Source organism: Streptomyces sp. NPDC002754, assembly GCF_053592315.1.
Genome location: NZ_JBSFVM010000026.1, coordinates 52276 through 75367, shown reverse-complemented (window position 1 = coordinate 75367; position 23092 = coordinate 52276). Strand labels below are relative to the sequence as shown.

Annotated in this window: 26 protein-coding genes, 1 tRNA gene, 1 pseudogene and 1 riboswitch; of the genes and pseudogenes, 11 read left to right on the top strand and 17 right to left on the bottom strand. The window is 70.4% G+C overall.

Going from position 1 to position 23092, the window contains the following annotated elements; genetic code table 11:
* Nucleotides 1–145: riboswitch (cyclic di-AMP (ydaO/yuaA leader) on the bottom strand.
* Between the two features lie 279 nt (nucleotides 146–424).
* The 7 genes from ACWD2L_RS32815 to ACWD2L_RS32785 form a co-directional block, all read right to left on the bottom strand.
* A complete protein-coding gene (locus ACWD2L_RS32815) occupies nucleotides 425–1546 on the bottom strand; it encodes a PP2C family protein-serine/threonine phosphatase (RefSeq protein ID WP_451192780.1) in 1122 nt (373 codons plus the stop codon).
* Between the two features lie 199 nt (nucleotides 1547–1745).
* A tRNA-Met gene (locus tag ACWD2L_RS32810) sits at nucleotides 1746–1819 on the bottom strand.
* A 62-nt stretch (nucleotides 1820–1881) separates the two neighbouring features.
* Complete coding sequence (locus tag ACWD2L_RS32805; protein WP_351336765.1) at nucleotides 1882–3105, bottom strand: alginate lyase family protein; 1224 nt, start codon at nucleotides 3103–3105, stop codon at nucleotides 1882–1884.
* Between the two features lie 113 nt (nucleotides 3106–3218).
* A complete protein-coding gene (locus tag ACWD2L_RS32800) occupies nucleotides 3219–3767 on the bottom strand; it encodes a hypothetical protein (RefSeq protein ID WP_351336768.1) in 549 nt (182 codons plus the stop codon).
* Nucleotides 3768–3804: 37 nt separating this feature from the next.
* Nucleotides 3805–3951, bottom strand: coding sequence for a hypothetical protein (locus ACWD2L_RS32795; protein ID WP_351336771.1), 147 nt, complete (start codon nucleotides 3949–3951; stop codon nucleotides 3805–3807).
* A 5-nt stretch (nucleotides 3952–3956) separates the two neighbouring features.
* Nucleotides 3957–4517, bottom strand: coding sequence for a DUF5994 family protein (locus ACWD2L_RS32790; protein WP_351336774.1), 561 nt, complete (start codon nucleotides 4515–4517; stop codon nucleotides 3957–3959).
* Between the two features lie 164 nt (nucleotides 4518–4681).
* On the bottom strand, nucleotides 4682–5152 hold the full coding sequence (locus ACWD2L_RS32785; RefSeq protein ID WP_351336776.1) for a DUF5994 family protein: 471 nt from the start codon (nucleotides 5150–5152) through the stop codon (nucleotides 4682–4684).
* A 697-nt stretch (nucleotides 5153–5849) separates the two neighbouring features.
* Between ACWD2L_RS32785 and ACWD2L_RS32780 the strand changes: the two genes are divergently transcribed.
* Nucleotides 5850–6314: a hypothetical protein gene (locus ACWD2L_RS32780; RefSeq protein ID WP_351336779.1), complete on the top strand. Its 465-nt coding sequence runs from the start codon at nucleotides 5850–5852 to the stop codon at nucleotides 6312–6314.
* Nucleotides 6315–6563: 249 nt separating this feature from the next.
* On the opposite strand, the gene ACWD2L_RS32775 is transcribed toward ACWD2L_RS32780, so the two are convergent.
* The gene (locus tag ACWD2L_RS32775; RefSeq protein ID WP_351336781.1) at nucleotides 6564–7403 is read right to left on the bottom strand and encodes a squalene/phytoene synthase family protein; all 840 of its coding nucleotides are present in this window, start codon (nucleotides 7401–7403) and stop codon (nucleotides 6564–6566) included.
* Between the two features lie 332 nt (nucleotides 7404–7735).
* Between ACWD2L_RS32775 and ACWD2L_RS32770 the strand changes: the two genes are divergently transcribed.
* The 3 genes from ACWD2L_RS32770 to ACWD2L_RS32760 are packed head-to-tail and all read left to right on the top strand — an operon-like array spanning nucleotide 7736 to nucleotide 10922.
* Complete coding sequence (locus ACWD2L_RS32770; protein WP_351336783.1) at nucleotides 7736–9160, top strand: EF-hand domain-containing protein; 1425 nt, start codon at nucleotides 7736–7738, stop codon at nucleotides 9158–9160.
* The gene (locus tag ACWD2L_RS32765; protein WP_351336786.1) at nucleotides 9157–9402 is read left to right on the top strand and encodes a hypothetical protein; all 246 of its coding nucleotides are present in this window, start codon (nucleotides 9157–9159) and stop codon (nucleotides 9400–9402) included. The genes ACWD2L_RS32770 and ACWD2L_RS32765 overlap by 4 nt, the downstream gene beginning before the upstream one ends.
* Complete coding sequence (locus tag ACWD2L_RS32760) at nucleotides 9399–10922, top strand: ABC1 kinase family protein (RefSeq protein ID WP_351336788.1); 1524 nt, start codon at nucleotides 9399–9401, stop codon at nucleotides 10920–10922. Before ACWD2L_RS32765 ends, ACWD2L_RS32760 begins: the two co-directional genes overlap by 4 nt.
* Here the strand turns inward: ACWD2L_RS32760 and ACWD2L_RS32755 are convergent.
* Genes ACWD2L_RS32755 through ACWD2L_RS32745 form a run of 3 tightly spaced genes read right to left on the bottom strand, consistent with a single transcriptional unit; the run spans nucleotide 10900 to nucleotide 12154 of the window.
* Nucleotides 10900–11079: a DUF397 domain-containing protein gene (locus tag ACWD2L_RS32755; protein WP_351336791.1), complete on the bottom strand. Its 180-nt coding sequence runs from the start codon at nucleotides 11077–11079 to the stop codon at nucleotides 10900–10902. The two genes, ACWD2L_RS32760 and ACWD2L_RS32755, sit on opposite strands and share 23 nt — an antisense overlap.
* Complete coding sequence (locus ACWD2L_RS32750) at nucleotides 11076–11285, bottom strand: DUF397 domain-containing protein (protein WP_351336794.1); 210 nt, start codon at nucleotides 11283–11285, stop codon at nucleotides 11076–11078. Before ACWD2L_RS32750 ends, ACWD2L_RS32755 begins: the two co-directional genes overlap by 4 nt.
* Complete coding sequence (locus ACWD2L_RS32745) at nucleotides 11282–12154, bottom strand: helix-turn-helix domain-containing protein (RefSeq protein WP_351336796.1); 873 nt, start codon at nucleotides 12152–12154, stop codon at nucleotides 11282–11284. Before ACWD2L_RS32745 ends, ACWD2L_RS32750 begins: the two co-directional genes overlap by 4 nt.
* A gap of 112 nt (nucleotides 12155–12266) precedes the next feature.
* Here ACWD2L_RS32745 and ACWD2L_RS32740 point away from each other — a divergent pair, with 112 nt between their 5' ends.
* A complete protein-coding gene (locus tag ACWD2L_RS32740; protein WP_351336799.1) occupies nucleotides 12267–12671 on the top strand; it encodes an ATP-binding protein in 405 nt (134 codons plus the stop codon).
* Between the two features lie 262 nt (nucleotides 12672–12933).
* Nucleotides 12934–13749: a helix-turn-helix domain-containing protein gene (locus ACWD2L_RS32735; RefSeq protein WP_351336802.1), complete on the top strand. Its 816-nt coding sequence runs from the start codon at nucleotides 12934–12936 to the stop codon at nucleotides 13747–13749.
* Between the two features lie 31 nt (nucleotides 13750–13780).
* Here ACWD2L_RS32735 and ACWD2L_RS32730 read toward each other — a convergent pair whose 3' ends face one another.
* Both ACWD2L_RS32730 and ACWD2L_RS32725 read right to left on the bottom strand, forming a co-directional pair.
* Nucleotides 13781–14182, bottom strand: coding sequence for a cupin (locus tag ACWD2L_RS32730; protein WP_351336877.1), 402 nt, complete (start codon nucleotides 14180–14182; stop codon nucleotides 13781–13783).
* Nucleotides 14183–14187: 5 nt separating this feature from the next.
* Complete coding sequence (locus ACWD2L_RS32725; RefSeq protein WP_351336805.1) at nucleotides 14188–15666, bottom strand: MFS transporter; 1479 nt, start codon at nucleotides 15664–15666, stop codon at nucleotides 14188–14190.
* Between the two features lie 58 nt (nucleotides 15667–15724).
* Between ACWD2L_RS32725 and ACWD2L_RS32720 the strand changes: the two genes are divergently transcribed.
* The 5 genes from ACWD2L_RS32720 to ACWD2L_RS32700 all read left to right on the top strand — a co-directional run bounded on the left by ACWD2L_RS32720 (nucleotide 15725) and on the right by ACWD2L_RS32700 (nucleotide 18935).
* On the top strand, nucleotides 15725–16414 hold the full coding sequence (locus ACWD2L_RS32720; protein WP_351336807.1) for a TetR/AcrR family transcriptional regulator: 690 nt from the start codon (nucleotides 15725–15727) through the stop codon (nucleotides 16412–16414).
* A gap of 104 nt (nucleotides 16415–16518) precedes the next feature.
* Entirely contained in the window at nucleotides 16519–16899 is a 381-nt protein-coding gene (locus ACWD2L_RS32715) for a type II toxin-antitoxin system RelE/ParE family toxin (protein ID WP_351336810.1), read from the top strand.
* Nucleotides 16896–17231: a helix-turn-helix domain-containing protein gene (locus ACWD2L_RS32710; RefSeq protein ID WP_351336813.1), complete on the top strand. Its 336-nt coding sequence runs from the start codon at nucleotides 16896–16898 to the stop codon at nucleotides 17229–17231. Before ACWD2L_RS32715 ends, ACWD2L_RS32710 begins: the two co-directional genes overlap by 4 nt.
* Nucleotides 17232–17366: 135 nt before the next feature.
* Complete coding sequence (locus ACWD2L_RS32705) at nucleotides 17367–17588, top strand: type II toxin-antitoxin system VapB family antitoxin (protein ID WP_351336815.1); 222 nt, start codon at nucleotides 17367–17369, stop codon at nucleotides 17586–17588.
* A 150-nt stretch (nucleotides 17589–17738) separates the two neighbouring features.
* Nucleotides 17739–18935: a pentapeptide repeat-containing protein gene (locus ACWD2L_RS32700; protein ID WP_351336818.1), complete on the top strand. Its 1197-nt coding sequence runs from the start codon at nucleotides 17739–17741 to the stop codon at nucleotides 18933–18935.
* A gap of 20 nt (nucleotides 18936–18955) precedes the next feature.
* Here ACWD2L_RS32700 and ACWD2L_RS32695 read toward each other — a convergent pair.
* From ACWD2L_RS32695 to ACWD2L_RS32680, 4 genes and pseudogenes are all read right to left on the bottom strand, one after another.
* Nucleotides 18956–19291: pseudogene (locus ACWD2L_RS32695) on the bottom strand (alkyl/aryl-sulfatase); the annotation flags it as partial.
* Nucleotides 19292–19331: 40 nt separating this feature from the next.
* A complete protein-coding gene (locus tag ACWD2L_RS32690; protein ID WP_351336821.1) occupies nucleotides 19332–20636 on the bottom strand; it encodes an ion channel protein in 1305 nt (434 codons plus the stop codon).
* Nucleotides 20633–22354, bottom strand: coding sequence for a SulP family inorganic anion transporter (locus ACWD2L_RS32685; protein WP_351336823.1), 1722 nt, complete (start codon nucleotides 22352–22354; stop codon nucleotides 20633–20635). Before ACWD2L_RS32685 ends, ACWD2L_RS32690 begins: the two co-directional genes overlap by 4 nt.
* Before the next feature lie 141 nt (nucleotides 22355–22495).
* Nucleotides 22496–22954, bottom strand: coding sequence for a DUF7144 family membrane protein (locus ACWD2L_RS32680; protein WP_451192771.1), 459 nt, complete (start codon nucleotides 22952–22954; stop codon nucleotides 22496–22498).
* Nucleotides 22955–23092: the final 138 nt, after the last annotated feature.

The window sequence follows — 23092 nt, the reverse complement described above, 5'->3', positions numbered from 1 at the left end:
CCTTTCCTTCCTTCTCGCCTACCGGGTTAGCTGACGGGTTCGGAGCAGGAAGGTCTCCTACCGACATCGCGAGCTTCAACGATGTCCGATTCACCCCAAGTTGATGGTTCCCCGGTTCCCTTGCGGGATTAAGCGTGTGCGCACGGAGCTGTCTCTTGTGACGGCTGGGACGACCGCGCTGCGTTATCGAACGTTAATAGACAGCAGACAATAATTCCAAGCGCTTCCCACTGATCGTTCACGACTCTGGCCAGGACTTATCGGGACACGAGCGGGCGGATCGGGGCGAGTTGGCAGAGCCTCGCAAACGTCCGCGCAAGTGATGGTGCGTCAATTGTTATGCGGAGCGGCGCCGTTCGACTACGGTCGGCTACCACAGGTAACAACGATCAAGAAACTCGGGCCCGCCCAACAGCCCCGCCCCTCAGCCCCGCCGCACGGCGAGCAGCGCCATGTCGTCCTTCGTCCCGCCGCCGGTATGCGCGCGCACCTCCACGGCGAGGGCCGCGAGGAGTTCATCGGGTCCGGGGAAGACGCGTCCGGAGAGCCGGGCCGCCGGATCGTAGAAGCGGCCGCTCGGGTCGCGCGCCTCGGAGAGCCCGTCGGTGTAGAGCAACAGCGTGGCCGCGGACGGGAACGCCGCCTCGACGGCCCGGTCGGGCCAGCTGCCGAGTTCGCTCATGCCGAGCGGCAGCGCCGCCTGGCACGGGTCGAGTGCGCGTACGGTGCCGTCGCCGAGCAGCAGCAGCGGGCTGGGGTGACCGCGGTTGAGGACGCGGACGAGTTCGACGCCGTGCGGGATCTCGACGAGCACGGCCGTGGTGAAGCCCTCGAAGTCGTCGATGCCGCTGCGCCGGGTGCCCTCGCGGGCCAGCGCCCGCTCCAGGCGCTGGGCGACGGCCTCCAGGGAGCCCTCCTGCTCGGCGGCCTCCCGGAACGCGCCGATGACGACGGCGACCGCGGCGACCGCGCCCATGCCCTTGCCGCGTACGTCGCCGACGATGATCCGGATGCCGTGCGGAGTGTCCTGGACCGCGTACAGGTCACCGCCGATGAACGCGCCGGCCTGCGCCGCCTCGTAGCGCGCCGCGATCACGAAGCCGCCGAGCCGCTGGGGCGGCCGGGGCAGCACCGCGAGCTGCGCGGCCTGGGCGATCTCGCGGGCGGAGGCCAGCTGCTCGTAACCGCGGTACACGATCCGGTTGATCACACAGGCCAGGACGCAGACGGTGGCCACGGTCACGACCTCGGTGACGAACACGGAGTCGAGGTTCTCCGTGAAGCGCAGGTGCACGGCGGTGATCGCAACGATCGACACGACGCCCGTCAGGATCGTCGCGCCGAGCGAGAAGAACGGGGCGGCGACCAGTGGCGCCGCGCTGAACAAAGGGGCGCCGGGAAAGCCCTTGGGGGTGACGTACTCGTAGATCGCACCGCCGATGATGAGCAGCAGGGGCAGCAGCCGCAGGAAGAGGCGGGTGCTCACGGTGTCGGAGCCGTGCCGCCTCCGTCTCCCGCTGGTGCCTCCTGTTCGCTGCCCCACCACTCGTCTCCTGCCGTTCCCTGCCAGCTTCCGGCGTCTCACCAAGAGTTCCCGCACGGGGGCGTGCGGGCGAGCAGGGGTGGGCCGTACGGGTGGGGAACGTGACGTGCGCAACACGGGTGACCGCGCGGGCGGGGGCGGAAACGGAACACAAATGACCAGAGGCCGGAATCTCAGTGAGATTCCGGCCTCTGGTCTTCAGTAGCGGGGACAGGATTTGAACCTGCGACCTCTGGGTTATGAGCCCAGCGAGCTACCGAGCTGCTCCACCCCGCGCCGTTGTGTTCACAACTCTACGCCATCAGGGGGAGTGAACGCGAATCGCTTCCCGTGACCGTTCACGCGGCGGCGTGCGTGAGGGTCTCCCACGCCACGAACAGGTCGTCCGTACCCTCCGGCCGCTGCTTGTGGGTGAGCTTCTCGGTCTGCGGGAGGTCCATCTTCAGCCGCCCCTGAAGGTGCTGGAGGCCCACCTCCGTGTCGGGCCCCATGTCCCGCTGCACCTTGCCGCCGCACAGCCAGGACGGGGCCTTGGTGCCCAGCTGGTACTTGGAGTGCAGTTCGAGCGCGGCGGCGAGCCGTTCCTTCACCTCTCCGTACAGGTCGACGCCCTGGTGCCAGGCGGTCTCCGCCATGTGGGAGGTGGCGGCGAGGGAGTAGCTGGCGTGCTTGAAGTTGCGGCAGGTCTCCTGGGCGAGCCCGTCCTTGAAGGTCTTCTGCCCGAACCAGTACGTCCGCAGTTCCTTCGGGGTGTCGATGTCGCTGCCCTTCGGCTTCACCGGCAGCGGCCCGTCGCTGGAGAGATAGAAGTACGCGGGGACGCGGGCGCGGAAGTGCCCGACGGCCTGGTCGAAGGCCGACTGGTCGTTCAGGTAGACGGCCATGCTCATCGTCGCGTCGGCCATCACCAGGTCCCAGTTGCCGTTGAAGTCGGCGGATCCGCCCCGCACTTCGGGCAGATAGGCCTCGCGCAGCATCCGCTGGAACTTCAGCTCCTGCCCGTCCGGCCAGTCCTTGTACGTGTACTGCATCAGCTCGGCGGCCTTCGCCCAGGACGTGCCGGCCCAGGCGGCCTGCAACCCCGCGTTGTCCGCGGTGTGCCCGGTGACCTTGTCCGACCAGGCGTCCATGATCTCGACGGCCTTGGCGGCGTGCGCCTTGTCGCGGGTGACGTTCCACAGCAGCGCCTGCGTGTACGCCGCGATGGCATCCTCCCGCTCCTCGACGCAGCCCTGCCCGGTCTCGGCGTCGAAGGGGCACTCCACGGTCGCGTACGGCTTGGCCTTGTAGTCGAGGTCGGCGTACTTGCTGTCGCTCATCTCCTTGTACGCGGAGATCCACGGCTCCTGCTTCCGGGCCACGTGGTCACGGACGGCGGCCAGTTGTCCCTTGCCGACCAGGACGCCCGGGTGCGCGAACGGCCCGCCGGAGGGCCGGTGTTCGGGGTGCGCACCCACGTCGGAGTCGGTCCGCGTGGCCCCGCCGCACGCCGTCGCGGCCACCACCAGCAGGGGGACGAGGCCCCCCAGAAGAACGCGTCGCACCCGTGCGCCCGCTGCCATGCAACACCTCCGGTCGGATCAATGGCAGCCTGACGTGTCCTCAGCGGTGGCGCAGTTTCTGTTGCGCCGGTCAGGGGGCGGGCTGGTCGCGGCCGCTCGCGCAGCGTGGCCGCTCACCGCAGGGGCCCGCGCGCCCACACCTCCCGGCCCGACTCCCCGGCGCCCGGCCCCGAGGCGGGCAGTTCCTTCCAGCCCCATGCCCGGAGCAGCTGCCCGACGCCGGCCGCGCGCCTGTTCCCGCCCACACCGGCCACCACAAGGTCCTGGGTGTGGCGGGAGAGCAGCAGGTCGCCGAGGCGGGTCGCTACACCGTGGCGGCGGTGCCCGGACAACACCATCAGCTCGGCCAGCGCGAACACCCGTCCGGACGCGGCGAGTTCCTCCGTCTGCCGTGTCACCTCGACGGGGAGGTCCGCCCACCATGCCCCGTCGCGCTCCAGGCGGTACCCGTAGGCGCAGCCGACGAGTCCGGGCGCGTCGGCGACCGTCATGTCGAACCCGTCGTGCCGAACATGCTGCTCGAAGCGGCCCAGGAAGCTCGCCCGGTCCCGGTACTCGGCCCCGGCCGCACCGCGGTACGCCGTGACGTACACATCGGCGATCCCCTCCCGCTGCTGTTCGGCCTGCCATCGGGTGAGCCTGCGCAGATACACCTCGTCCATCCGGACTCCCCTCGCGGTCCCTCCGCCCCGGCCCGACTCAGTGGGCCGGCTTGTGCGTGGTGCGGTCGCGGTGGCGGCGCGCCCGGGTGGTCGTTCCCCCCTGCTGCGCGTTGAGCCGGTGGATCAGGTAGGCACCGATGGTGATCAGCAGCAGGAGTGCGGCTGCGATGAGTGCGGCGTCCATGGTCCTCACCGCCCCGCGGCCGTGGGGAGGGCGTGGGTGGATGTCGCACCGCCCTCGTACTCCCACGACTCCTGCGCGCTCTGCGGCCGGTCGAGTACGGCGGCGTCACGGAGGTGCGCGATTTCGGCGGCCATGAGATCGGTGGCGGTGAGCGGGGGGCCGTCCGTGGCGCAGGCGGCGCGCATGAGCCGGGCGGCGCTCGCGGCATCCGTCTCGGGCGGGATCACCAGAACGTCGAAGCGTCCGGCCCCGTTGGAGAGCAACAGCAGCTTGTGCGGGTCGAGTTCGGGCGTGAACCAACCGATCCTCATGACGCGGTTGTGGACGGTCACCTTGCGCGGGACGACGGGCCAGAGCATCGGGTTGACGGCGACGCGTGTGATCCGGCCCCACAGCGGATCGAGTGCATCCGCCAGGCCGGGCAGTTCGGCGGCCAGGTCGCGTGAACGAGGCCACCACGCGCCGTCGAGCAGGCCTCGGCCTGTCGGGGACTTGAGCGCCACACGCGCGGCGGAACTCGGAGGCGGAAGGGCGGTGTGAATGGACGTGGTGGTCGCGGTCATCATGCGAACCCGTCTTCGGAGCGACGCGGCAAGCGTCCCCGAGGTCACTGCTCACCGAGGACGAGACCTGCGTGGGTGCCGGAGTACGAAATGCCCTTGGTACGTCAACAGTACTCCTGCGGCCGGGGCCGGTGCGGAGTACGGCCGCGCCTGTCCACGGCGGTCCGTCAACCGGTGGAGGCGCCCTCGGCCGCCAGCAACGCGGTCCCCGTGAGACGCAGCGCCGGGTCGGCCGCCGCGAGCATCAGCCGGGCGGCCGCGTCGGCCCCGGTGTGCGGTGGCACGACGAGCAGGTCCCAGCGACCGGCACCGTGGGAGAAGAGCCGGATCGTGTACGGGTCGAAGCCGGACGCGCACCACCAGGTGGCCGTGACCGTGTGGCCCGTCACGGGCAGGATGCGCGGCTCCTTCCGCCAGCTTCCCCGGCTGGACGCGATCCGGGTCACGAGTCCACGTGACGCGTCGAACACATCGGTGAGGGCGGCCAGTTCGGTGGCCAGGTCGTCGGTGCGGGGCCACCAGGCTCCGCACACCGGCCCCGGCGGGAAGGTCGGCGGGCGCAGGGCCAGTCGGGCGGGCGGGTACGCGTCGGGCCGACCGGAGGTTGTCGAACTGCGGTGGGCGGCGGGTGCGTTCATGACGCACACCCTTCTACGGGCCGACGTGACGGCGAGCCCGGTGTCGTGGCGCGCCGGAAGCGACACCGACGGGGTCGGCGTACGAGGAGCACCCGGTGGCGCCAGCGTACGTCCCGTCCGCTTCCGGTCGGGCAGGAGTACGGTGGGTGACTCTCTCCGTACCGTCGGGCCAGGTCCACGCACGGCAGTCGGCAGGAGCCGCATCCATGCCCCCTCGCACCGAACCATCGACGGGGCCGTGCGGGCCCCCGCGCCGGGCCGGGTCCCAACTCGCCCCCAACAACTCGATCCAGAAGAACAGCAGCCGCAAGTCGAGCCTGATGACGGGTAGGTTCACCCTTTACGTGCCCCGCGCCCCCGGGTGCGGTCCCGAAAACGGCCGGACCCGCGATCTCCACACGCGCGGCTTCGGCGCCGCGCCCCTCCGGACAGCCACCACCGGTGCACTCCCGCGTTCAGGAGTCGCAGGGGACGAGGCAAGCGAGGAGACGCCGAGGGGGGAGCGCGTTCTCTCGCCGGAGTGGCCCCTGACGATGTTCTGCGGATTTCCGTCAGGGGCTTTTCCGCGGCCGCTGCCGTACGCAGGGCGCGAGTTGGTCTCATGAGCAGGCGTGCGGTGCGGCCGTCCGCCGACCCGGCGCCCCCGCGGCACAGGGAGCAGGACCCCTCTCCCTTGGAGGCGGAGCGGATTCATCCGTTGCCCCGGGGACAGATCGCCGATCGGCTCCAGGAACTGGGCGCGTTGTACGCGGCCAACTACTGTGCGGAGGCGGGCCAATGTGACCGGCCGACGCGCGCCTTCCTACGTCGCCTGGTGATCGACATCCGGCGTCCCGGCTTCGGCCTCCTGGTCGCGGAGAACCCGAGCATGACGGCGTGCGCCTACGGCTTCCCGCTGCGCACGGGGCTTTTCGAAGTCCGCGAAATCGTGGTCCCGCGTCGGACGCGGGTGCAGTCCCCGCATCAGGGCTGGAATCTGGCCCGGCGTCTGCAGCGCCGGCTCCTCGTCGACCACGGTCACTCCAGGGGCATCACGCTGGTCGACCGGGACGACGTACGGACCCATGCGGCACTGCGGTCCTGGGGGTGGCGGGACGCCCCGCAGGGCTCGTACGGGAACCCGCTGTGGCCGCCGCGGAGTGTCCTGCTCCTCGATCCGTGAGCGGTTTCCTCCCCGCGGCGCCGAGCTGGTGTGGACGACCCGGGTCCAACCGTGCCGCGCCCGGCTGTCGGCCCGTGCCTCGCACAGCGGTTCAAGGATGCTGCCGTCCGCGAAGGTCACCGCGCTCAGATCGACGATCAGACGGAGCCGGCGTCGAGCCCACTCACGAGGCGGGTGTCGGTTGGGCGCACCTGCTCGACGTTCAGATACGTGAATCGCGACCAGGCTTGCCAAGCCCCTCGTCGGGGTTCACGGGCTTTCCGTCGGGTGGGGCAGGTACTGGGTGGGGATCGTGTACCGGTCGGCGAGGGCGGAGATCGTGGTTCTGTCCACGGTGGTGCCCTGCTGGATCGCGTCCAGGGTGGTGCGGCAGATGTCCAGTGTCAGAGAGCAGAAGTCCTTGACGGGGCCCGGGGGCACGGAGTCCGTGTACGCGTCCGCCGCGGACAGGTGGCGGTGTGCGTACGCGCACATGTCGGACCGTGTCCAGCCGACCGGGAAGAAGTCGACACCGCGTTCCAGGTCGTCCGCGTGGTTCCAGGTGATGTTGGCGGCCTGCACGGCGCGGCCGAAGGCCACCGCGCCGGACTGCGACGTGACGATCCCGGCGTACCGGGCCCACAGGTCGGACAGCGTGATGCCGATGGAACTCGCCACGGCGAAGGTGTACCGGTCGAGGTCCGCGACGTTCCGGACCCGGAAGTCGGCCCGCACCCAGTCGGCCATGCGGTCGGCGAGCGTGGCGAGGGAGTCCCACAGGCGCGGCGCGACCTCGGGCGCCGGGAGGCGGACCGCCCAGTCGTGGAACTGCCGTGTAACGGGTGGGAGTTGGTCCTCATACGGTCGCATCAGCGCGTCGGCATCCGCGGCCGAGAGGCTCTCGCGCTGAAGCAGTCGGCTGATGCCGCCGAGCAGTTCGATCTTGGCGTCGGGGGTCAGCGCGGGATGGTCCTCGATCTCGTCGAGGGCCCGGTTGGCGAGGTAGTAGGCGGCGACGGTGTCCCGCAGGTCTCCGTCCAGCCGCATGATGGGCAGGAAGAACGTCCTGCTCGTGGTCTTCAGGGTTTCGATGACTTGCGTGTCGATCATGCACATCCGCCTCGCTGTACTCGCTGTATCGGCTGCACTCGATGGGCAGAGCCGTCCTACCCCCACGGCCTCTCAGCTATGTGCAGATGAAAATCCGCACCGCACAGCGTCCCTCGAACGAGTAGTCATCGCCTCCCGAACTCCCGTTAAATATTGGTGGTTTAAGAGTTCACACACCTTTTGCCCCATGCCGGAGCGGCGGCTTCCGACGACCTCCGACGCGCTCGGGAACGTAAGCGAAGGCAAAAGGCCGGTGTTTACAGAAGGCTCTCCGCAGGGAGTGTGTCGGCGGTGCCACCAGGCGCCGCAGGCCGCACCGCAGGAGGTTCCACGTGACCAACCGCCAGCTCCCCGGCCCCGGTTCACTGTGCTGGCAGCTGTTCGGCCAGCGCAGAATGCTGCTCGTCACCGGCCGGGCCCTGATCCTCGAAGCCGCGCTCCCCGCCGGCGGCGCCGCCCTCGCCCAGCACTCCACGTACCGGACCCGCCCACTGCACCGGCTCGAACTCACGCTGGACAGCCTGATGCGCCTCGTCTACGGCGACGCCAACACCCGCGAATGCGAGGTGGCCCGCATCGGGCGCGTACACCGGCACATCAACGGCACCGACGACCAGGGCCGCCGCTACGACGGTCTCCACGACCCCAGCCGCACCTGGATCATGCTCACGCTGTTCGACGCCATGGTCGCGATGGAACGGCTCGCCGGCCACCCGCTGTCCCCCGCGGACGAGGCCCGGTTGTACGACGAGTGGCGGCCGGTGATCCTCGCGTTCGGCATCGACGAGAGCGCCGTCCCGCGCGACCTCGTGGCCTGCCGCGGCCACGTCGACGCCATGCTCAGCAGCGTCCTGGAGGACAACACGGAGGCGCGCCACCTCATGGGCGCCCTGTACGCGACCGTGCCCCCGCCGTCCTTCCTCGCCCGCTGCCCGGCGCCGCTGTGGCACGTCGTCCGGGTCTTCGCGGGCGCCGTGATGGGCTGCGTCCTGCGCGCGGACCTGCCGGAGCCGTACCGCCGCACCCTCGGTGTGACCGCCCGCCGCCGCGACCGCGCCCTGTCCCGGCTGCTGCACGGCACCGCCCGCAGGGTGCTCGGCACACAGCGGGCGGACCGCAAATACCTGCCGCTCGCGACGGCCGCGATGCGGGGCGGCCCGCTGATCCCGGGCCAGACCCGGCGCAGCGCACCGGCCGGGCGGCGCCGGGGCGCCGGGGAACCGCGCCCGGTGCGCGTGGGCCGCTTCTTCGACGACGTCCTCGACCAGACCGGGGACGGCCACCTCACCCGTGAGGACCTCGGGGCGATGGCACGCGGCGTCTGCTGGCCCCTGGAACTCACCGAGGCATCGGAACAGGTGGTCTACGACGCCTTCTACGCCTGGTGGGAACAGTTGGCGGCGGAACTGGACACGGACGGCGACGGCCGCGTCTCCCGGGCCGAGTTCCTTGCGGCGCCGCTCGCCGGGGCCGACGGAACGGCGCTCGGCCTGTGGAGCGGGCTGCTCGACGCGATGGGCGCCGTCTTCGACGCGGTGGACAGCGACCACAGCGGCCACCTGGACATGACCGAGTACCGCACGGTCTTCGGGCCCAAGCTGCACCCGGCCGACCTCAACCGGGGCTTCAAGCAGATCGACGTGGACGGCGACGGCCGGATCACCAGGGCGGAGTTCCTCGACGCGCTGGCCCTGTACTTCACCGTTCGGGACGAGGTCGAGGCGGGGGCGCAGCTGTTCGGCAGGTACAACCCGTGACGGCGGACGAGCAACCCCCGTCCCCCGTACGGGAGTTGATCCGAACGGCGGAAGGTGTACTGACGGACGCCGCCGACGGCACCACGGTGTCCTTTCCGGAGCTGCGCGCGCGTTTGCAGGCCGGTGAACGGCTGCGGGTGCGGCACGAGACGACCGACACGGACTGCACGCTGGACACGATCTTCGACCTGCTGGCGGCGTGCCTGCCGCGTGAGGCCCTGCCAAAGGGTCTGCTGCGGTGAGCGCGGGCCGCAACCGTGCGATGGCCCGTCTGATGGCCCTGCTCGTGACGGACGTCCTCACCTCCCGTGAACGTATCGACGTGGAGCGGACGGAACTGGCCGGGCAGCGCCGCCGGGCCCGGCGGATCCGGGAGTCGATCGAGAAGCTGGGCCCGTTCTGGGTGAAGGTCGGCCAGATCCTGGCCACCCGCTCCGACGTCGTCTCCGACGCGGTGCTCACCGAACTCGGGGGCCTCCAGGACTCCGTGCACAGCGAACCGTTCCACGTCTTCGAGCCGGTCCTGTGCCAGGAGCTCGGCCGGCGGTGGCGGGACCGCTTCCGCGAGATCGACACGGACACCCCGCTCGGCTCCGCCTCCCTCGCGCAGGTCTATCGGGTGGTCCTCGCCGACGGCCGGACCGCCGTGCTCAAGGTGCAGCGGCCCGGCACCCGGGACCGCGTGTACGCCGACATGACCCATCTGCGGCGGGCGGCCAGGATCGCGGGCCGCGCCGTCCCCCGTATCGACACGGTCCTCGACGTCGAGGCGACCCTTCAGGCGATCTTCGACTGCATGCGGCCGGAGCTGGACTTCACGGCCGAGGCGAAGCACATGGTGCAGGCGCGGCGCATGGCCCGCGACTTCAAGCGCATCCACGTCCCCGACGTCCATCTGGCGACACCCCGGGTCCTCTTGCAGAGCATGGCCCCGGGCGCCTCACTCAACAATGCGGACCTCTCCACCTTCTCGTCCACCCAACGCCTCCGAATCGGCCGCGACCTGCTGGCCTTCATGTACCGCGGCTACTTCGTCGACCGGATGTTCCATGCCGACCCGCACCCCGGCAACGTCTTCGTCCACCCCGAGCACGGGGCCACGCTCATCGACTGGGGCATGGTCGGCCGCATCGACCGCAACCTCAGCTCCCTCGGCATCATGGTCCTCACGAGCCTCGCCCAGAACGACGCCCGCGGCCTCGCGTCGGCCTGGACGGAGATGGGCCGGGCGACCCCCTTCGCCGACCTCCTCGGCTTCCAGGAGGACATGACACGCCTGGTCCCCCTGATCACCTCCGCGGCCCTCGAAGACCTCGACTTCGGCATCGCCCTCACCGACGTCCTGCGCTGCGCGGCCCAGCGGGGCATCCGCACCAGCCCCATGATCGGCATGCTCGGCAAGTCCATTACGAACATCGAGGGCTCGGTCCGCCGGATCGCCCCCGAGCTCTCCGCCCTCGACGTCTTCCAGGACGCCCTCACCGACGTCATGGTCGAACTCGCCCGCGACGTCCTCTCCCGCGAGCAGACGGCCCGCCGCGCCCTGGAACTGATCGTCGCCGGCAACTCGACGGTCGACCAGCTCCGCGCCCTCCTCCGCGACATCTCCAACCGCGAACTCACCATGCGCGTAGGCCTGTTGCCCGGCCACGGCCTGGGCAAGGACGGCACGGGTTTCGTCACGCGGAGACTGGCGCCGGTCGCCGCGGCGGGCTTGGCGGTGTGGGGGGTACGGAGGGTCAGCCCTCGGCGCGGCCCCTGAGGAACGCGGTCCAGGCTGCGCCGCTGACGGTGCAGTGGGGGGACCGGGGGTGCTTGGAGTCGCGGATGTGGGTCACGCCGGGGGCGTGGGCGACCTCGACGCAGTTGGGGTCGTCGCTTCCGCTGCTGTAGCTGCTCTTGAACCAGGCCAGGTTCACGACTCGGCCAGCGTTTGCAGGAAGTCCACCCAGGCGGCTCCGCCGACGGTGAGGTAGGAGTTCCCGGCGTTCTTGGAATCGCGCACGTGGACGGCGCCGGGGGCGTGGGCGACCTCGACGCAATCAGCCTCGCTGCTGCTACTGCTGTAGCTGCTCTTGAACCAGGCCAGTTCGGACGAGGTCCCGGCGGAGATCTTGCGAGTCATGTCTCTCCCAGCACTTTCTCGACGAAGGCCAGCGACTCCCCTGGCGTGAGAGCCTGGGCCCGGATCATGCCATACCTCAGTTCGAGGATGCGGAGCTGTTTCGGCTCCCTGACCGGCCGCCCGCTGAACGCCCCTTCCGAGCGCCCCACGGCCGTGCCGTCACTGAACTTCAGCACCTGCAACTCGCCCTGCATTCCGGCGTGTTCCTCGCGATTCGTCGGCATCACCTGGATCGAAACGGTGCGCAACCGCCCCAGCTCCATGAGGTGTTCGAGCTGCTGGCGCATGACCATTCTGCCCCCGAGGGGCCGCCGGAGCGTCACCTCTTCCTGGACGAAGCTGAGCGCTGGTGCAGGGCATCTCTCGAAGACGGACTTCCTGGCGAGGCGGGCGGCCACTGCCCGTTCGACGGCATCGGGCTCGTAGGCGGGCAGCCGCATCTCGAACAGCGCACGCGCGTACTCCGGGGTCTGCAGCAGACCGTTCAGGTTGTGGTTCTCGTACACCGACAGCTCGACGGCCTTCGCCTCCATCCCCGCGATGTCCCGCACCTTCTTCGGGTACCGGACCTCCCGCAGGTCGTCCTTCAGCCCAGCCACAATGCCGCGCGCCCCAAGCGCCTCGTCCGCCTTGTCCAAATACTCGGGCCGAGGAATCCGCTTGCCCGCCTCAACCTTGTAGACGATCCCCTCGCCGTACCCGATCGCCTCGGCGAACTCGCCGACCCGCAGCCCGGCGGCCTCCCGCCACTTGCGCAACTGCCGCCCGGCCGTGGCGACAAGGGCCACCCCCTCGGCATCGTCCGGGTCGACGTCCCACCCCGGGTCCTCCGACTCGGACCCGCACTCACTCCCGGTGATCCCGCTCATCGCCCCACGCCCCTTGGACAGCCCGTACAGCCCTGGACAACCCCTGGACAGTCACCGTACGCAACCGCCAAGTCACTCCGAACTGTAAGCGGAAGCGACCACGCTGAGTGACATGACCCAAGAAGCGGCCGAACTTCCGCGCATCACCCACCACTTCAACGTCCAACTGTCCCCCACACCACGCGGAGCCCGTCTCGCGCGCCTCCTGGTGACGGAACAACTCCGCTCGTGGGACCTCCCGTTGGACCTGGACGCGGCAGCGCACATCGTGGCGGAGTTGGCGACGAACGCCACAACACACGGTCGCGTACCCGGCCGCGACTTCCGCGTGGCGCTCTACGTAACGGAGTTCACGTTGCGCACGGAGATCACGGACACCCGCGCCGACCTCCTGCCAGCGGTCAGCGATTCGGGCCGAGGCCTGCTCCTCGTACAGGCGCTGTCGGACAGGTGGGGAGTGGCAACGGGCCCGGCGCCGCGCAAGACGGTCTGGGCGGAGATTCGGCTACGCGGATGAGCCGCGACCGGCGACCAATAACCCGCACCACGGTGTCGCGGCCGATCAACCAACAAAGAACGACGGGGGGAAAAGGACCCAACCCAATCCCCACCTTTCCTCCCGCCACCCGGTCGGGTGAACGAACCCAACTCAGCTTGCGCAAAGCCGGGTTGCGCCCCATACGCTCACGCCCAACACAACCGAAGACATGAGACGGCCCCCGCCGGGACTGGCATCCCACTGCGAGGGCCTGACCACCAAGGAAGAGAGAACCTTCCCGATGGATACGCAGCACCCTAACGCGCCCGCATGCGCGCAGTCTCCCGTTGCCGGGGTCCTTCACGACAACACCCGGATCGCCGCCCGCTTCACGGTCATCGGCAACCACCTCGCCCAGCACCGCAAACTCTCGCTCACGGCGATCGGCCTCTCGGTCCACATCCAGTCACTGCCGACGGGCGCCCGCGTCGACATCCGTACCCTCGCGGCCCTCTTCCCCGAGGGAACGACGCGAATCTCCGCCGCCCTGCGGGAACTTGAGGCCCACGGCTACCTGCGCCGCGAACGCCGCCGCACCCCCGAGGGCCGGGTCACGACCCGCACGATCTCCTGCAACCACCCGGGCGCCCGCCCGACTCCCGCTGCGGCCCCGGCCCCCAGCCGCCCGAAGCGCCCGCCGAAACCCCTCCACGTACCGCACCCGTCGACGTCGGCCCCCGCCCTCATCGACCGCGCCACGGCCCTCCTCACCACCCTCCACCGCGCCGACCCCCGCCTCCTCCTCTCGGCGAAGGACACCGCCCACCTGGCCCCGGGCGTCGCGGCCTGGCTCGAACGTGAAGCCCCCGCCGACGCGGCCCGCCACGCCCTGACCCGCGACCTCCCACCGGACCCGATCCACCACCCGGCGGCCTTCCTGGCCCACCGCCTGGTGACCCAGCTCCCACCCCTGCCACCCTTCCGCCCACCACACACCACGCCACCGGTGATCCACCCCCTCCAAAACTGCGACACCTACGACCGGGCGTACCGGGGGCCGGAGGCGGGCCGCTGCCCGAGCTGCGCCGAGGACCGGGCGGGGGTGGCGGCGCGGTGAGCAGCGCACCGGCCCCTGACCCACACTCCCCTCAACCGGCATCGGCGCGCTTCTCAAGCCGCGTGCCGCGCCTGAGCGTGATCGACATGAGGTCGCTCAGGCCGTCCAGCTCCAACCGGTGCCAGCGCCCCCGGGGCACGATCGCGGCGTTACCGGAGGGCAGTTGGACCATCTCCTCCGGCTCACCGGACCCGGCGGGCGCGCGGAAGTAGAGGCGCACGCCGCCCGCCAGACAGCACACCGCCTCCTCCGCCTCCGGGTGCATCTCCCAGTGGTCGGCGTGCACTTCAGCGTCCGTCTCCACGTGGAAGGTCGCGATCTGCCACGCGTCGGAGTCGCTCCCGGCCATCTGACGCTCGGCGGCACGGACGTCTCCGTCGGGATGGAAGAGCAGAGCGGAGGCAAACAGGTCCAGGGCAGGCGTACTACTCATCGTCATCACAGAGTTCCCTTCAATCGCTTCTCTTGCTCGGCTAGTGCGGATTGCTCGGGCTGCTCGAGCTGCTCGTACGCGTGGGCTTGCAGCGGCCCGCCCCGTCGACCTGGCAGTACAAACGTCGCCACAACCGCCGCGAGCAGGAAGAGCGCTGCGGCTATCGCGAGACCCACGGCGTAACTGCTGTTCACTGCGGCAGCGCCGGTGGCGGATCCGGTGTGATGAGCCGCCACCGTGGCGAGGACGGCCAGACCGACGCAGCCACCGAGTTGGCGGGAACTGTTGAAGAAGCCCGAAGCCATCCCCGCCTCCTCCCTGGCGATACCGGTGGTCGCGGCGGCGGCGACCGGGGCCAGTACGAGGCCGGTGCCAATGCTGGTCAGGACGGACGGGCCGAGAACGTCGACGACGAAGGAGCCGTCGGGTCGGATCGCGGCGAACCAGGCAAGCCCTGCCGCCGCCAGCAGGGCGCCGGGCACCAGCGCCGCACGCGGCGTACGTGAAGAGGTGATGCGCGTCGCGGCGAGGGTCCCCAGGACAAGTCCGAAGGAGAAGGGCAGGAAAGCGGCGCCGGTCGCGGCCGCCGTCATGCCAAGCACCTGCTGCATGTACAGGGAGACGAAGTAGAAAGCGGCGAACTGCCCGGCAGCGGCAAGGAAAACCAGCACGTTGGCGCCGACGATCCAACGGCTGCGTAGCAACCCCAGGCGCAGCAGAGGCGCCTCGGCCCTGGACTCGACCGCCACGAAGGCGGCCAGCAGCACGACCGCGGCAGCGAGCGGAAGCACCGTGTCCGTGGAGGCCCAGCCGTGCGAGTCCGTACGGACCACGCCGAACACCAGCGCCCCGACACCGCCGGTCGCCAGGAGCGCGCCGAGCCCGTCCAGCCTCGCACGCACGCCGGACGGCGCCCCTGCCGGCACACCCCCGGGGACCAGCAGGAGGGCCAGCAGAACGATGGGCAGGTTGATCAGCATGACCCACCGCCACCCCACGTACTGGGTGAGCAGCCCGCCCGCCAGCACCCCCAGCGCCCCGCCTGCGGCGTTCACCGCGCTCCACACCGCGAGCGCGCGGGTACGCCGAGGGCCTTCCGGGAACGTGGTGGTCAGCAGGGCCAACGCGGCCGGTGCCGCCGCCGCGGCGCCCACCCCCTGGCCCGCCCGCGCCGCGATCAGCTGCCAGGGCGCCTGAGCCAGACCACCGGCAAGCGAACACGCCCCGAAGAGCGCCAGGCCGAGCACGAAGAGCCGCCGTCGCCCGTACAGATCGCAGGCCCGGCCGCCGAGCAGCAGGAGCCCGCCGAACGTCAGCGCGTACACGTGCACGACCCAGGACAGATCGAGCTGCGCGAATCCCAGCGCGATCCGGACCGCGGGCAGCGCGATGTTGACCACGGACATGTCCAGGGCGAAGACGAACTGAGCGACAGCGGCGGCCGCCAGTACGGCCCCCGGACGCCCTCGCCGGTTTCTATACATGTATAAAAACTAGACCCGCGTGCCCCCTGCTGTCGATACCGGGGAGAGGATGGGACCCATGCCGCCCCCCTCCGCCCCCCGCAAGAAGCCCGGCACCCCCGGCCGGCCGCCTCGGATCTCCCGCGTCGCGATCGTCGAGAACGCTCTTCGGATCCTCGACGAGGAGGGAGTGGAGCGGCTGACGATGCGGCGGCTGGCCACGGAGCTCGGCAGTACGCCCATGGCCCTCTACCACCATGTCCGCAACAAGGACGAGTTGCTCCTGCTGCTTCTGGACGACCACGCGACGCGCACCCTGGTCCGCCCCGACCTGCCCGATGACCCGCGCGAGCGGATCGTCCTGGCGGCGGAGGCGATCCATACGGTGCTGGCGGCCTGCCCCTGGATCGTGGACGTCCTGACCGCCGACGACCTGCTGTCCCGAAGCGCGCTGTGGTTCGTCGAGCAGATCGTGGACGGGCTCGTCGCCTGCGGGCTGCCCCTCGATCAGGCCGTGCACGGCTACCGCGCGATCTGGCACTACACGGCCGGCGAAATCATGATCCGCGCGGCATCGACGCGCCGCCGCTCGGCCGACGACCGCCCCACCTACCGGGAGACGGTCTTCGCCGACCTCGACCCGGGTGAGGTCCCCCGCCTGGCCGAAGTCGCCGACCGCTGGGCGGACTTGACCGCCCAGGACACCTACCTGCCCGGCCTCCGGGCCCTGGTCACCGGCCTCACCGCAGCCTCCACCCCCACCGGCTGAGCGTCGGGTCGCAGGCTCCGTGACCGAGCCGAAACCCCTCTCCACCTCGCCGAGGAACGCCACTCACGCGACTTATACCTTCAACAACATATACTGTGAACGACATGACCGACCTGTTCGACGTCGAGATCGAGCCCGAGGTGCGCGCCTGGCTGGAGGCTCTGCCTGCCCGGCACTACAGGAAGGTCGAGCGCCTGGTGATACTCCTGGCGGCCAACCCGACCGAGCTCGGCGAACCCCACGCCCGTCACCTGGGCGAGGGGGTACGGGAGCTACGGCCAACCATCGACGGCACGGCATACCGCATCACGTACTGGCTGAGTCCCCGCCGGAGCGTCGTCCTGCTCACGATGTTCCGCAAGACCAGGATGCGGGAGGATGCGGAGGTGGATCGGGCCAAGCAGGTCAAGAAGACCTGTGCGTCCGAGCACGGGCCCGCCCACGAGGTCTTCGAGCGTGACATCGACAAGGAGGAGTGGGAATGAGCCACAGCCGCTGGAAGCTCGCTCGGGAAAAGCGGCTCGCGGAACCCGATCACCGGTCCGAAGAGCTCAAGGAACTCGACCGGGAGATCAGCCTGTCCATGGCTCTCGCCCAAGTCGTCCACGACCGGCGCAAGGCCCTGGGGCTCTCCCAGGAGGAACTCGCCCGGCGCTGCGGCCTGACCCAGGGGAAGGTCTCCCGTATCGAGGGCTCCGACACCGTTCCCACACTGCCGCTCCTCGCCAAGCTGGCCAAGGGGCTCGACGCCTCGCTCAACATCGCCATAGACGAAGAGCACGCGAGCCTGACGCTCTCGGCACACGAGGCGGCCTGATCGGCCGAGGACGAAGCAGCGCCCCACCCGGCGACTTGAGTTCCAGCGATCGCCGCAACACCCAGTTTCAGGTGCGCACTTCTCAAGCCGCGTGCCATGTCGGAGCACATCACCAAGATGCCAGGGAGGTGCGTTGTGTCAGTGATCCAGATCGACATCGACGATGATGCGCTGGAACGGGCGATGGCCCTGTCCAAGGTCAGGACCAAGAAGGAAGCGGTCAACCTTGCCCTGCGCTTCTACGCCGAGCAGCAGGAACGTGCGGCGCGTATAGGCCGTCACTTCGAACGGGCACGCGCGTGGGGTGCCGTTGAGGATGCCGAGCGCCTGCACCAGACGGAGAAGCTCGGCCAGTGATCTGTTAGCTGGACACGTCCGACCTGACCGTGCACAGCATCCACGACCTGGCCTGAAGCCCCTCCCGTGCCGGGGCCCGGTACCGGCGGGGCAACCCCGGCCCCCACTCCCAGAGGCAACCCTCCCGCCCCACACGCCGTCCTGAAGAACATGGCAGACGCAGTTCCGGAAACATCGCCCCTCGCCCGGCCCGACTGGCCGCACTGCGGCCGGGGTGCCATCGCCCAGGAGACCGTCGGCTGCCGGGGCAGACAGGTCGCCGGGCACTCCGTGTGTCTTGCCCACCTGGACGACGCCGAGCGCGCCGCGTATCTGGCCACGGTGTCTCCCGGCGACGACCTCGACCACCGAGGCACACCCTTCACCCGTGACCTGCTGGACCAGTTGCTCGCCGCCCTCCACTACCCGGCTCAGCAGGGCCCGTACGTAGGTGGCGCCGTGTTCAGAGAGGCCTCGTTCGTCGGTGATGTCGACTTCCACTGCGCGGCCTTCGACGGGGACGTCGACTTCAACGATGTGACGTTCACGGGTCGCGCCGACCTTCACGGGACGACGTTCAACGCCGGCGCCGACTTCTGCGACGCCTCGTTCGCCCACGTCGCCGACTTCGGCGGGGCCACCTTCAACGGCGAAACACACCTAGGCGTGACCTTCACCGGTGACGCCCGGTTCGACGGGGCGACCTTCAGCGGCGGCGTCGAGTTCAGCTCGGCGGTCTTCGCGGGCCACGCGTGGTTCGGCGGGGCGGCGTTCACCGGCGAAGCGTCGTTCGGGGAGGCGTCGTTCGCCCGCGACGCCCGGTTCGGCGGGGTGCGTTTCGGCGGCGACGCCGAGTTCGTCGATGTGGTCTTCGACGGCGACGTCCACTTCGGCGGGGCCACTTTCGTCGGCGACGCCGGTTTCGAACGGTCCCGGCTGCACACGGTGCGGCGACTCGGGCCGCTGGCGTGCGGCGGCACCGTACGTCTCGACAACGCGGTGTTCGGTGCGCCGGTGACCGTGGAGATCGCGGCCGCCGAGGCGTCGTTCCGGCGTACGCGGTGGGAGTCCGCGGCGGCGCTGCGCATCCGCCGCGCCGCGGTGCACCTCGCGGGGGCAGTCCTGGAACAGCCGGTCACCGTGGTGACCTACCCGGTGCCCTTCACCGACCCGCTGGGCGACACCCTGTCCGAGGCGGCGCTCACGGGCCGCGACGCGACGGTGCGGCTGAAGTCCCTCGACGGCGTCGACGCCGCCCACCTGACCCTCACGGACGTGGACCTGACCGGGTGCGCCCTCACCGGCGTGGTGCACCTGGACCACCTCCGCCTGGAGGACACGACGACGAGCCGGCCCCCGACGCCCTGAGGCCCGGTCACGCAGGACCGGGCGGCCTCGGCGCACTCGGCGGAGATCAGCGGGTCGATGACCATGACGCCGCGCTCGCCCTCCACCAGCGTCATGTTGGACAGGTCGAGGCCGCGGACCTGGTAGATGCCCTCAGTGACCTCGTACAGGCCCTGCATTGAGGCGAGTTGGGCCTGGCGCCACAGGCTCGGGTTGGCGGTGTCGGGGCACTCGCCCTTGAGGAAGGCGTAGGCGTCGGCGTCGTAGACGACACGGCCGTCGGGTGCGTGGACCGCGCCCGGGGACAGCGCGCCGAGGAAGCCCCGGTCGGCGTTGTCGAAGTCGGTGGTGTCCTCGAAGGGGAGGTTCGCGCCCATATCCTGCTCCGCTCGCCGGCCGGTCGGATGCATCTCGGCATCAGGCGGTGCCATGTGCACTTTGGGGTGATTTTTCGGCTGGGGTGTGAATCAGCATCTCGGGCCGTCCGGTGACGATCAGCCACGCGGGCAGCGCCGCCACGCACAACAGCGGCAGCAGCCGGATGTCGGTGACGAGCGTCGCGGCCATGAACAGGCTCAGCCAGCCCTGCCGGGTGGTGGCGAGCAGCACGCCGAGGGTCGCGGTGGTGACCGCGAGCGCGATGGGCACGGCGTCGACGAGCGCGTGCGCGAGCATGCCGAGCGCGACGCCGACGAAGACCGCGGGGAAGATCCGGCCGCCCTGGAAGCCGCAGGAGGCCGCGACGACGAGCGCCACCAGCTTCACCGCCGCGATCAGCAGCAGGTTCGCCGCGCCGTGCGCCTCCGGATGCGAGGTCAGCTCCTTCATCTCGTCCAGCCCCTTGAACAGGGTCAGTTGGCCGCCGAGCACACCCAGCGCGCCGAGCACGAGACCACCCGCGGTGAGCATGACGAGAGGGTGCTTGAGGAGGTGGAAGACACGGTGGACGTACGGGAAGGCGTAGACGGCGACCAGGCCCACGATCGCCGCGGCCGCCGAGATGACCATGGCGGACACGGCGTCGATCAGCCGCGCGCCCGGGTAGGGGGCGACGTCCACGGACAGGACCGGGTCCGCGGCCAGTACGGTCGTCAGGGCTCCGGCACCCGCGGCGACCAGCGGCGCGAACAGCCGGTCCCACAGCGGGCGCGGGTCGGGTGTGCCAGAGGTCTCGGAGAGGATCAGGGCGGCGGCGACCGGCGTGCCGAACAGGGCGCCGATGGTCCCGGCGGCGGCAAGCGAGACCCAGACGGCGCCCGGCGTACGGGGCATCGCCTTCATGCCGAGGGCGTACGCGAGGGCGATGTTGACCGTGGTGATCGGGTTCTCCGGGCCGAGGCTCACCCCGCCCGCGAGGCCGATCACGACGGCCAGGACGACACCGGGCAGGATCCACGCGGGCAGCGGCGGATCGACCAGGCCGCGGGTGGCGGGGTCGGGGCCGGTGCGGCCGGGGAACTTCCACACGATCAGGCCCACGGCGACACCGGCCGCGGTCAGTACGGCGAGGGTCCAGCCGGCCGAGGTGGCGGAGATGCCGAGCCCGTCGGGCAGCGCGTCCCACAACCAGTCCTGGAGCCGCTCGGCGGCCCAGCTGATGGCCAGCAGGACCAGGCTGGAGCCGATGCCGATGAGCAGCGCGGGCAGGACGAGCGGGAACAGGGCGCGGGCCTGACGCGGCCAGAAACCCGCCGGCTCGCCGGATACGTGCTGCTCGCTCATGACTCCTCCGTGGGTGGTGGGCCGGTCGCCGACCGGTCGGCGATCCATGCGCGGCTGTCCTCCACGGCCGTCTCCAGCGGCCCGAACAGCTCCGGCCCCGCCGGGACGACACCCCGCTCGCCGAGCCGTTCGTACAGCCCGGACGCCTGAAGGATCCGCAGCAGGGAGGGCTGGACCCCGGCGAGGACAAGACGCCCTCCCGCGTCGGCGAGCTTGGTCGCGTACCGGTCCAGGAGTTTGATGACGGCGGACGACGGCACGTCGGGCAGGGTGCGTACGACGAGGATCAGCACGGCGCCGCGAGCCCCCGTCATATCCGGCAACTGGCTCTCGATACGCGGGAGTTCGGCGAAGAACGAGGTGCCCGCGTAGTCGAGGACGGTGACCTCACCGGCCGGGAGCCGCTGCGGCGGCTCGGCGGTGGCCCAGTGCCCGTCCGCCTGCCGCCGCAGCGCGACGAGCTTGGCCTGCCGGGCGGCCTGGGCGCAGTACAGCAGCAGGGACAGGACGGCGCCGATGACGATGGCCTGCTGCAACGGGAGCTGGGTGGTGGCGAGGAAGGTGAGGATCATCGCCACCGAGGAGAGCGGGGACGTCCGCAGGACGAGCCGGATGTCGCGGCGCTTGCCCCAGATCAGCTCGCCGCCCACCACCAGGATCAGACCGCCGATCACCGGCATGGGGATGCGCTCGGCGAGCGAGCCGCACACCAGCACCACCAGCGCGAGGAAGACGCCCGAGATGATCCCGGCCCAGCGGGTGCGCGCGCCCGCGCTCACCGCGACCCCGGTGCGCGACAGCGAGCCGCCGGAGGGCAGCGCCTGGAAGAGGCCGCCGAGCAGGTTGGCGTAGCCCTGGGAGCGGAAGTCACCGTTGACGTCGGAGCGCGAGCCGTCCGGGTTCGGCATCGACGGCGCGATGCCCGCCGCCTGCGCGAGCGCGACGAGCGCCACCGAGAACGCGCCCGCGATCAGCTGCGGGACCGCGGACCAGTCGGGCGCGCTGAACGAGGGCAGCGCACCCGGGATCCCGGCGATCGAGCGCACCAACTCCACATCCACGGAGAAGACGGCCACCCCGACGCTCACCACGACCATGGCGATCAACAGAGCGACGGCCTCGAGCCGCTTGACGGTGCGGGCCGCCGCCCACACGGCGATGGTGACGACGGCGACGACGGTCGCCGCGCCCTTCCAGTCGCCGATGTGCGCGAGCCAGTCGCCCAGTTGGTACAGCTTGTTGTGACCCTGCGGCTTGTAGCCGGTGGCGTCCTTCAGTACGCCGATGACGATCTGCAGGGCGATGCCGGTGGCGAAGCCGGTCATCACGGCGTTCGACACGAAACTCATGACGGCGCCGAGCCGCAGCACCCCCATGAGCAGCATGACCACGCCGACCATCACGGTCAGCATGGCGACGTTGCCCGCGTCCTTCGGATCGAGCCCGGCGTCCGACAGCACGCTCTGCGAGGTCAGCGCGATGGCGCTGGTGAGGGTGGTGACCATCAGGACCGTACGGGAGGTCAGCGAGCCCACGATCGCGGGCACCACCCCCGCGTAGAGCCCGGCCACCGGATTGAACCCGGCGATCGCCGCGTACGCCATGCCCTCGGGAATGGAGAAAAGACCGGTCACCGCACCGGAGGTGGCATCCGCGCCACTCGGCCGACCGAGCCCTCTCAGCCACGTTCGCACGGAAGGGCGCTGCCACCCGGTCATGTGCTCCCTCCCCCTTCCCTCGGCCTGCGCTCAGCCAAGCTTTCGGCCGAAGGTCGGGCCACGTGGGAGCGCCGGACGGGTGACACGCGGCGGAGGGCGCGGGTCAGTCATCAAGGCCGATGTTCCGACGCCCAGTTCGAGTCAGGACGACGAGGACGTGGACGAGGACGTGGACGTCCGGCCGTGGTCGGTGCACAGCGCCCAGACGACGAAGACGGCGAGAGCGATGGACACGATCGCCCAGACCGGCTGGTAGGGCAGCCACATGAACTGGACGACGATCATCAGGGCGGCCAGCCCCACGCCGATGCCGCGGGCCCAGTCGAGGCCCTTGAGCACACCGCAGCCGGTGAGCGCCACGACGATGCCGAGGATCAGGTGGATCCAGCCCCAGGTGGTCAGGTTGAACTTGTAGACGTAGTCGCCGACGCGCGCGTAGACGTCGTTCTCGGCGAGGGCGGCGATACCACCGAGCACCCCGAAGATGCCTTCCACCAGCATCAGGACGCCGGCGAACATCGTGCCGCCAGAAGCCCAGGCACCGGCTTTGTCGTCGCGGGTCCGCGTAGGACGCCCTGCACTGTGGGACGCGTTCGCCATGACCGCTCCTCCTCTACTCGCTCAGGTTCTCCGCCGAGGCAGAGATTCCGAGCGTGAGCCCTGGAGGGCGGGCGAGCGACCGGGAACGGGCTGTCCGGGTGACCACGACCCACGACCTCGCGAGAGAGCGACATCCAC

What these genes read in the sequence shown, in the direction of transcription:
- ACWD2L_RS32805 (WP_351336765.1), bottom strand. Translation starts at nt 3,105, where the DNA reads ATGGCAGCGGGCGCACGGGTGCGACGCGTTCTTCTGGGGGGCCTCGTC.
- ACWD2L_RS32800 (WP_351336768.1), bottom strand. Translation starts at nt 3,767, where the DNA reads ATGGACGAGGTGTATCTGCGCAGGCTCACCCGATGGCAGGCCGAACAG.
- ACWD2L_RS32795 (WP_351336771.1), bottom strand. Translation starts at nt 3,951, where the DNA reads ATGGACGCCGCACTCATCGCAGCCGCACTCCTGCTGCTGATCACCATC.
- ACWD2L_RS32790 (WP_351336774.1), bottom strand. Translation starts at nt 4,517, where the DNA reads ATGATGACCGCGACCACCACGTCCATTCACACCGCCCTTCCGCCTCCG.
- ACWD2L_RS32785 (WP_351336776.1), bottom strand. Translation starts at nt 5,152, where the DNA reads ATGAACGCACCCGCCGCCCACCGCAGTTCGACAACCTCCGGTCGGCCC.
- ACWD2L_RS32775 (WP_351336781.1), bottom strand. Translation starts at nt 7,403, where the DNA reads ATGATCGACACGCAAGTCATCGAAACCCTGAAGACCACGAGCAGGACG.
- ACWD2L_RS32750 (WP_351336794.1), bottom strand. Translation starts at nt 11,285, where the DNA reads ATGACTCGCAAGATCTCCGCCGGGACCTCGTCCGAACTGGCCTGGTTC.
- ACWD2L_RS32745 (WP_351336796.1), bottom strand. Translation starts at nt 12,154, where the DNA reads ATGAGCGGGATCACCGGGAGTGAGTGCGGGTCCGAGTCGGAGGACCCG.
- ACWD2L_RS32740 (WP_351336799.1), top strand. Translation starts at nt 12,267, where the DNA reads ATGACCCAAGAAGCGGCCGAACTTCCGCGCATCACCCACCACTTCAAC.
- ACWD2L_RS32735 (WP_351336802.1), top strand. Translation starts at nt 12,934, where the DNA reads ATGGATACGCAGCACCCTAACGCGCCCGCATGCGCGCAGTCTCCCGTT.
- ACWD2L_RS32730 (WP_351336877.1), bottom strand. Translation starts at nt 14,182, where the DNA reads ATGAGTAGTACGCCTGCCCTGGACCTGTTTGCCTCCGCTCTGCTCTTC.
- ACWD2L_RS32725 (WP_351336805.1), bottom strand. Translation starts at nt 15,666, where the DNA reads ATGTATAGAAACCGGCGAGGGCGTCCGGGGGCCGTACTGGCGGCCGCC.
- ACWD2L_RS32720 (WP_351336807.1), top strand. Translation starts at nt 15,725, where the DNA reads ATGCCGCCCCCCTCCGCCCCCCGCAAGAAGCCCGGCACCCCCGGCCGG.
- ACWD2L_RS32715 (WP_351336810.1), top strand. Translation starts at nt 16,519, where the DNA reads ATGACCGACCTGTTCGACGTCGAGATCGAGCCCGAGGTGCGCGCCTGG.
- ACWD2L_RS32710 (WP_351336813.1), top strand. Translation starts at nt 16,896, where the DNA reads ATGAGCCACAGCCGCTGGAAGCTCGCTCGGGAAAAGCGGCTCGCGGAA.
- ACWD2L_RS32700 (WP_351336818.1), top strand. Translation starts at nt 17,739, where the DNA reads ATGGCAGACGCAGTTCCGGAAACATCGCCCCTCGCCCGGCCCGACTGG.
- ACWD2L_RS32690 (WP_351336821.1), bottom strand. Translation starts at nt 20,636, where the DNA reads ATGAGCGAGCAGCACGTATCCGGCGAGCCGGCGGGTTTCTGGCCGCGT.
- ACWD2L_RS32685 (WP_351336823.1), bottom strand. Translation starts at nt 22,354, where the DNA reads ATGACCGGGTGGCAGCGCCCTTCCGTGCGAACGTGGCTGAGAGGGCTC.
- ACWD2L_RS32680 (WP_451192771.1), bottom strand. Translation starts at nt 22,954, where the DNA reads ATGGCGAACGCGTCCCACAGTGCAGGGCGTCCTACGCGGACCCGCGAC.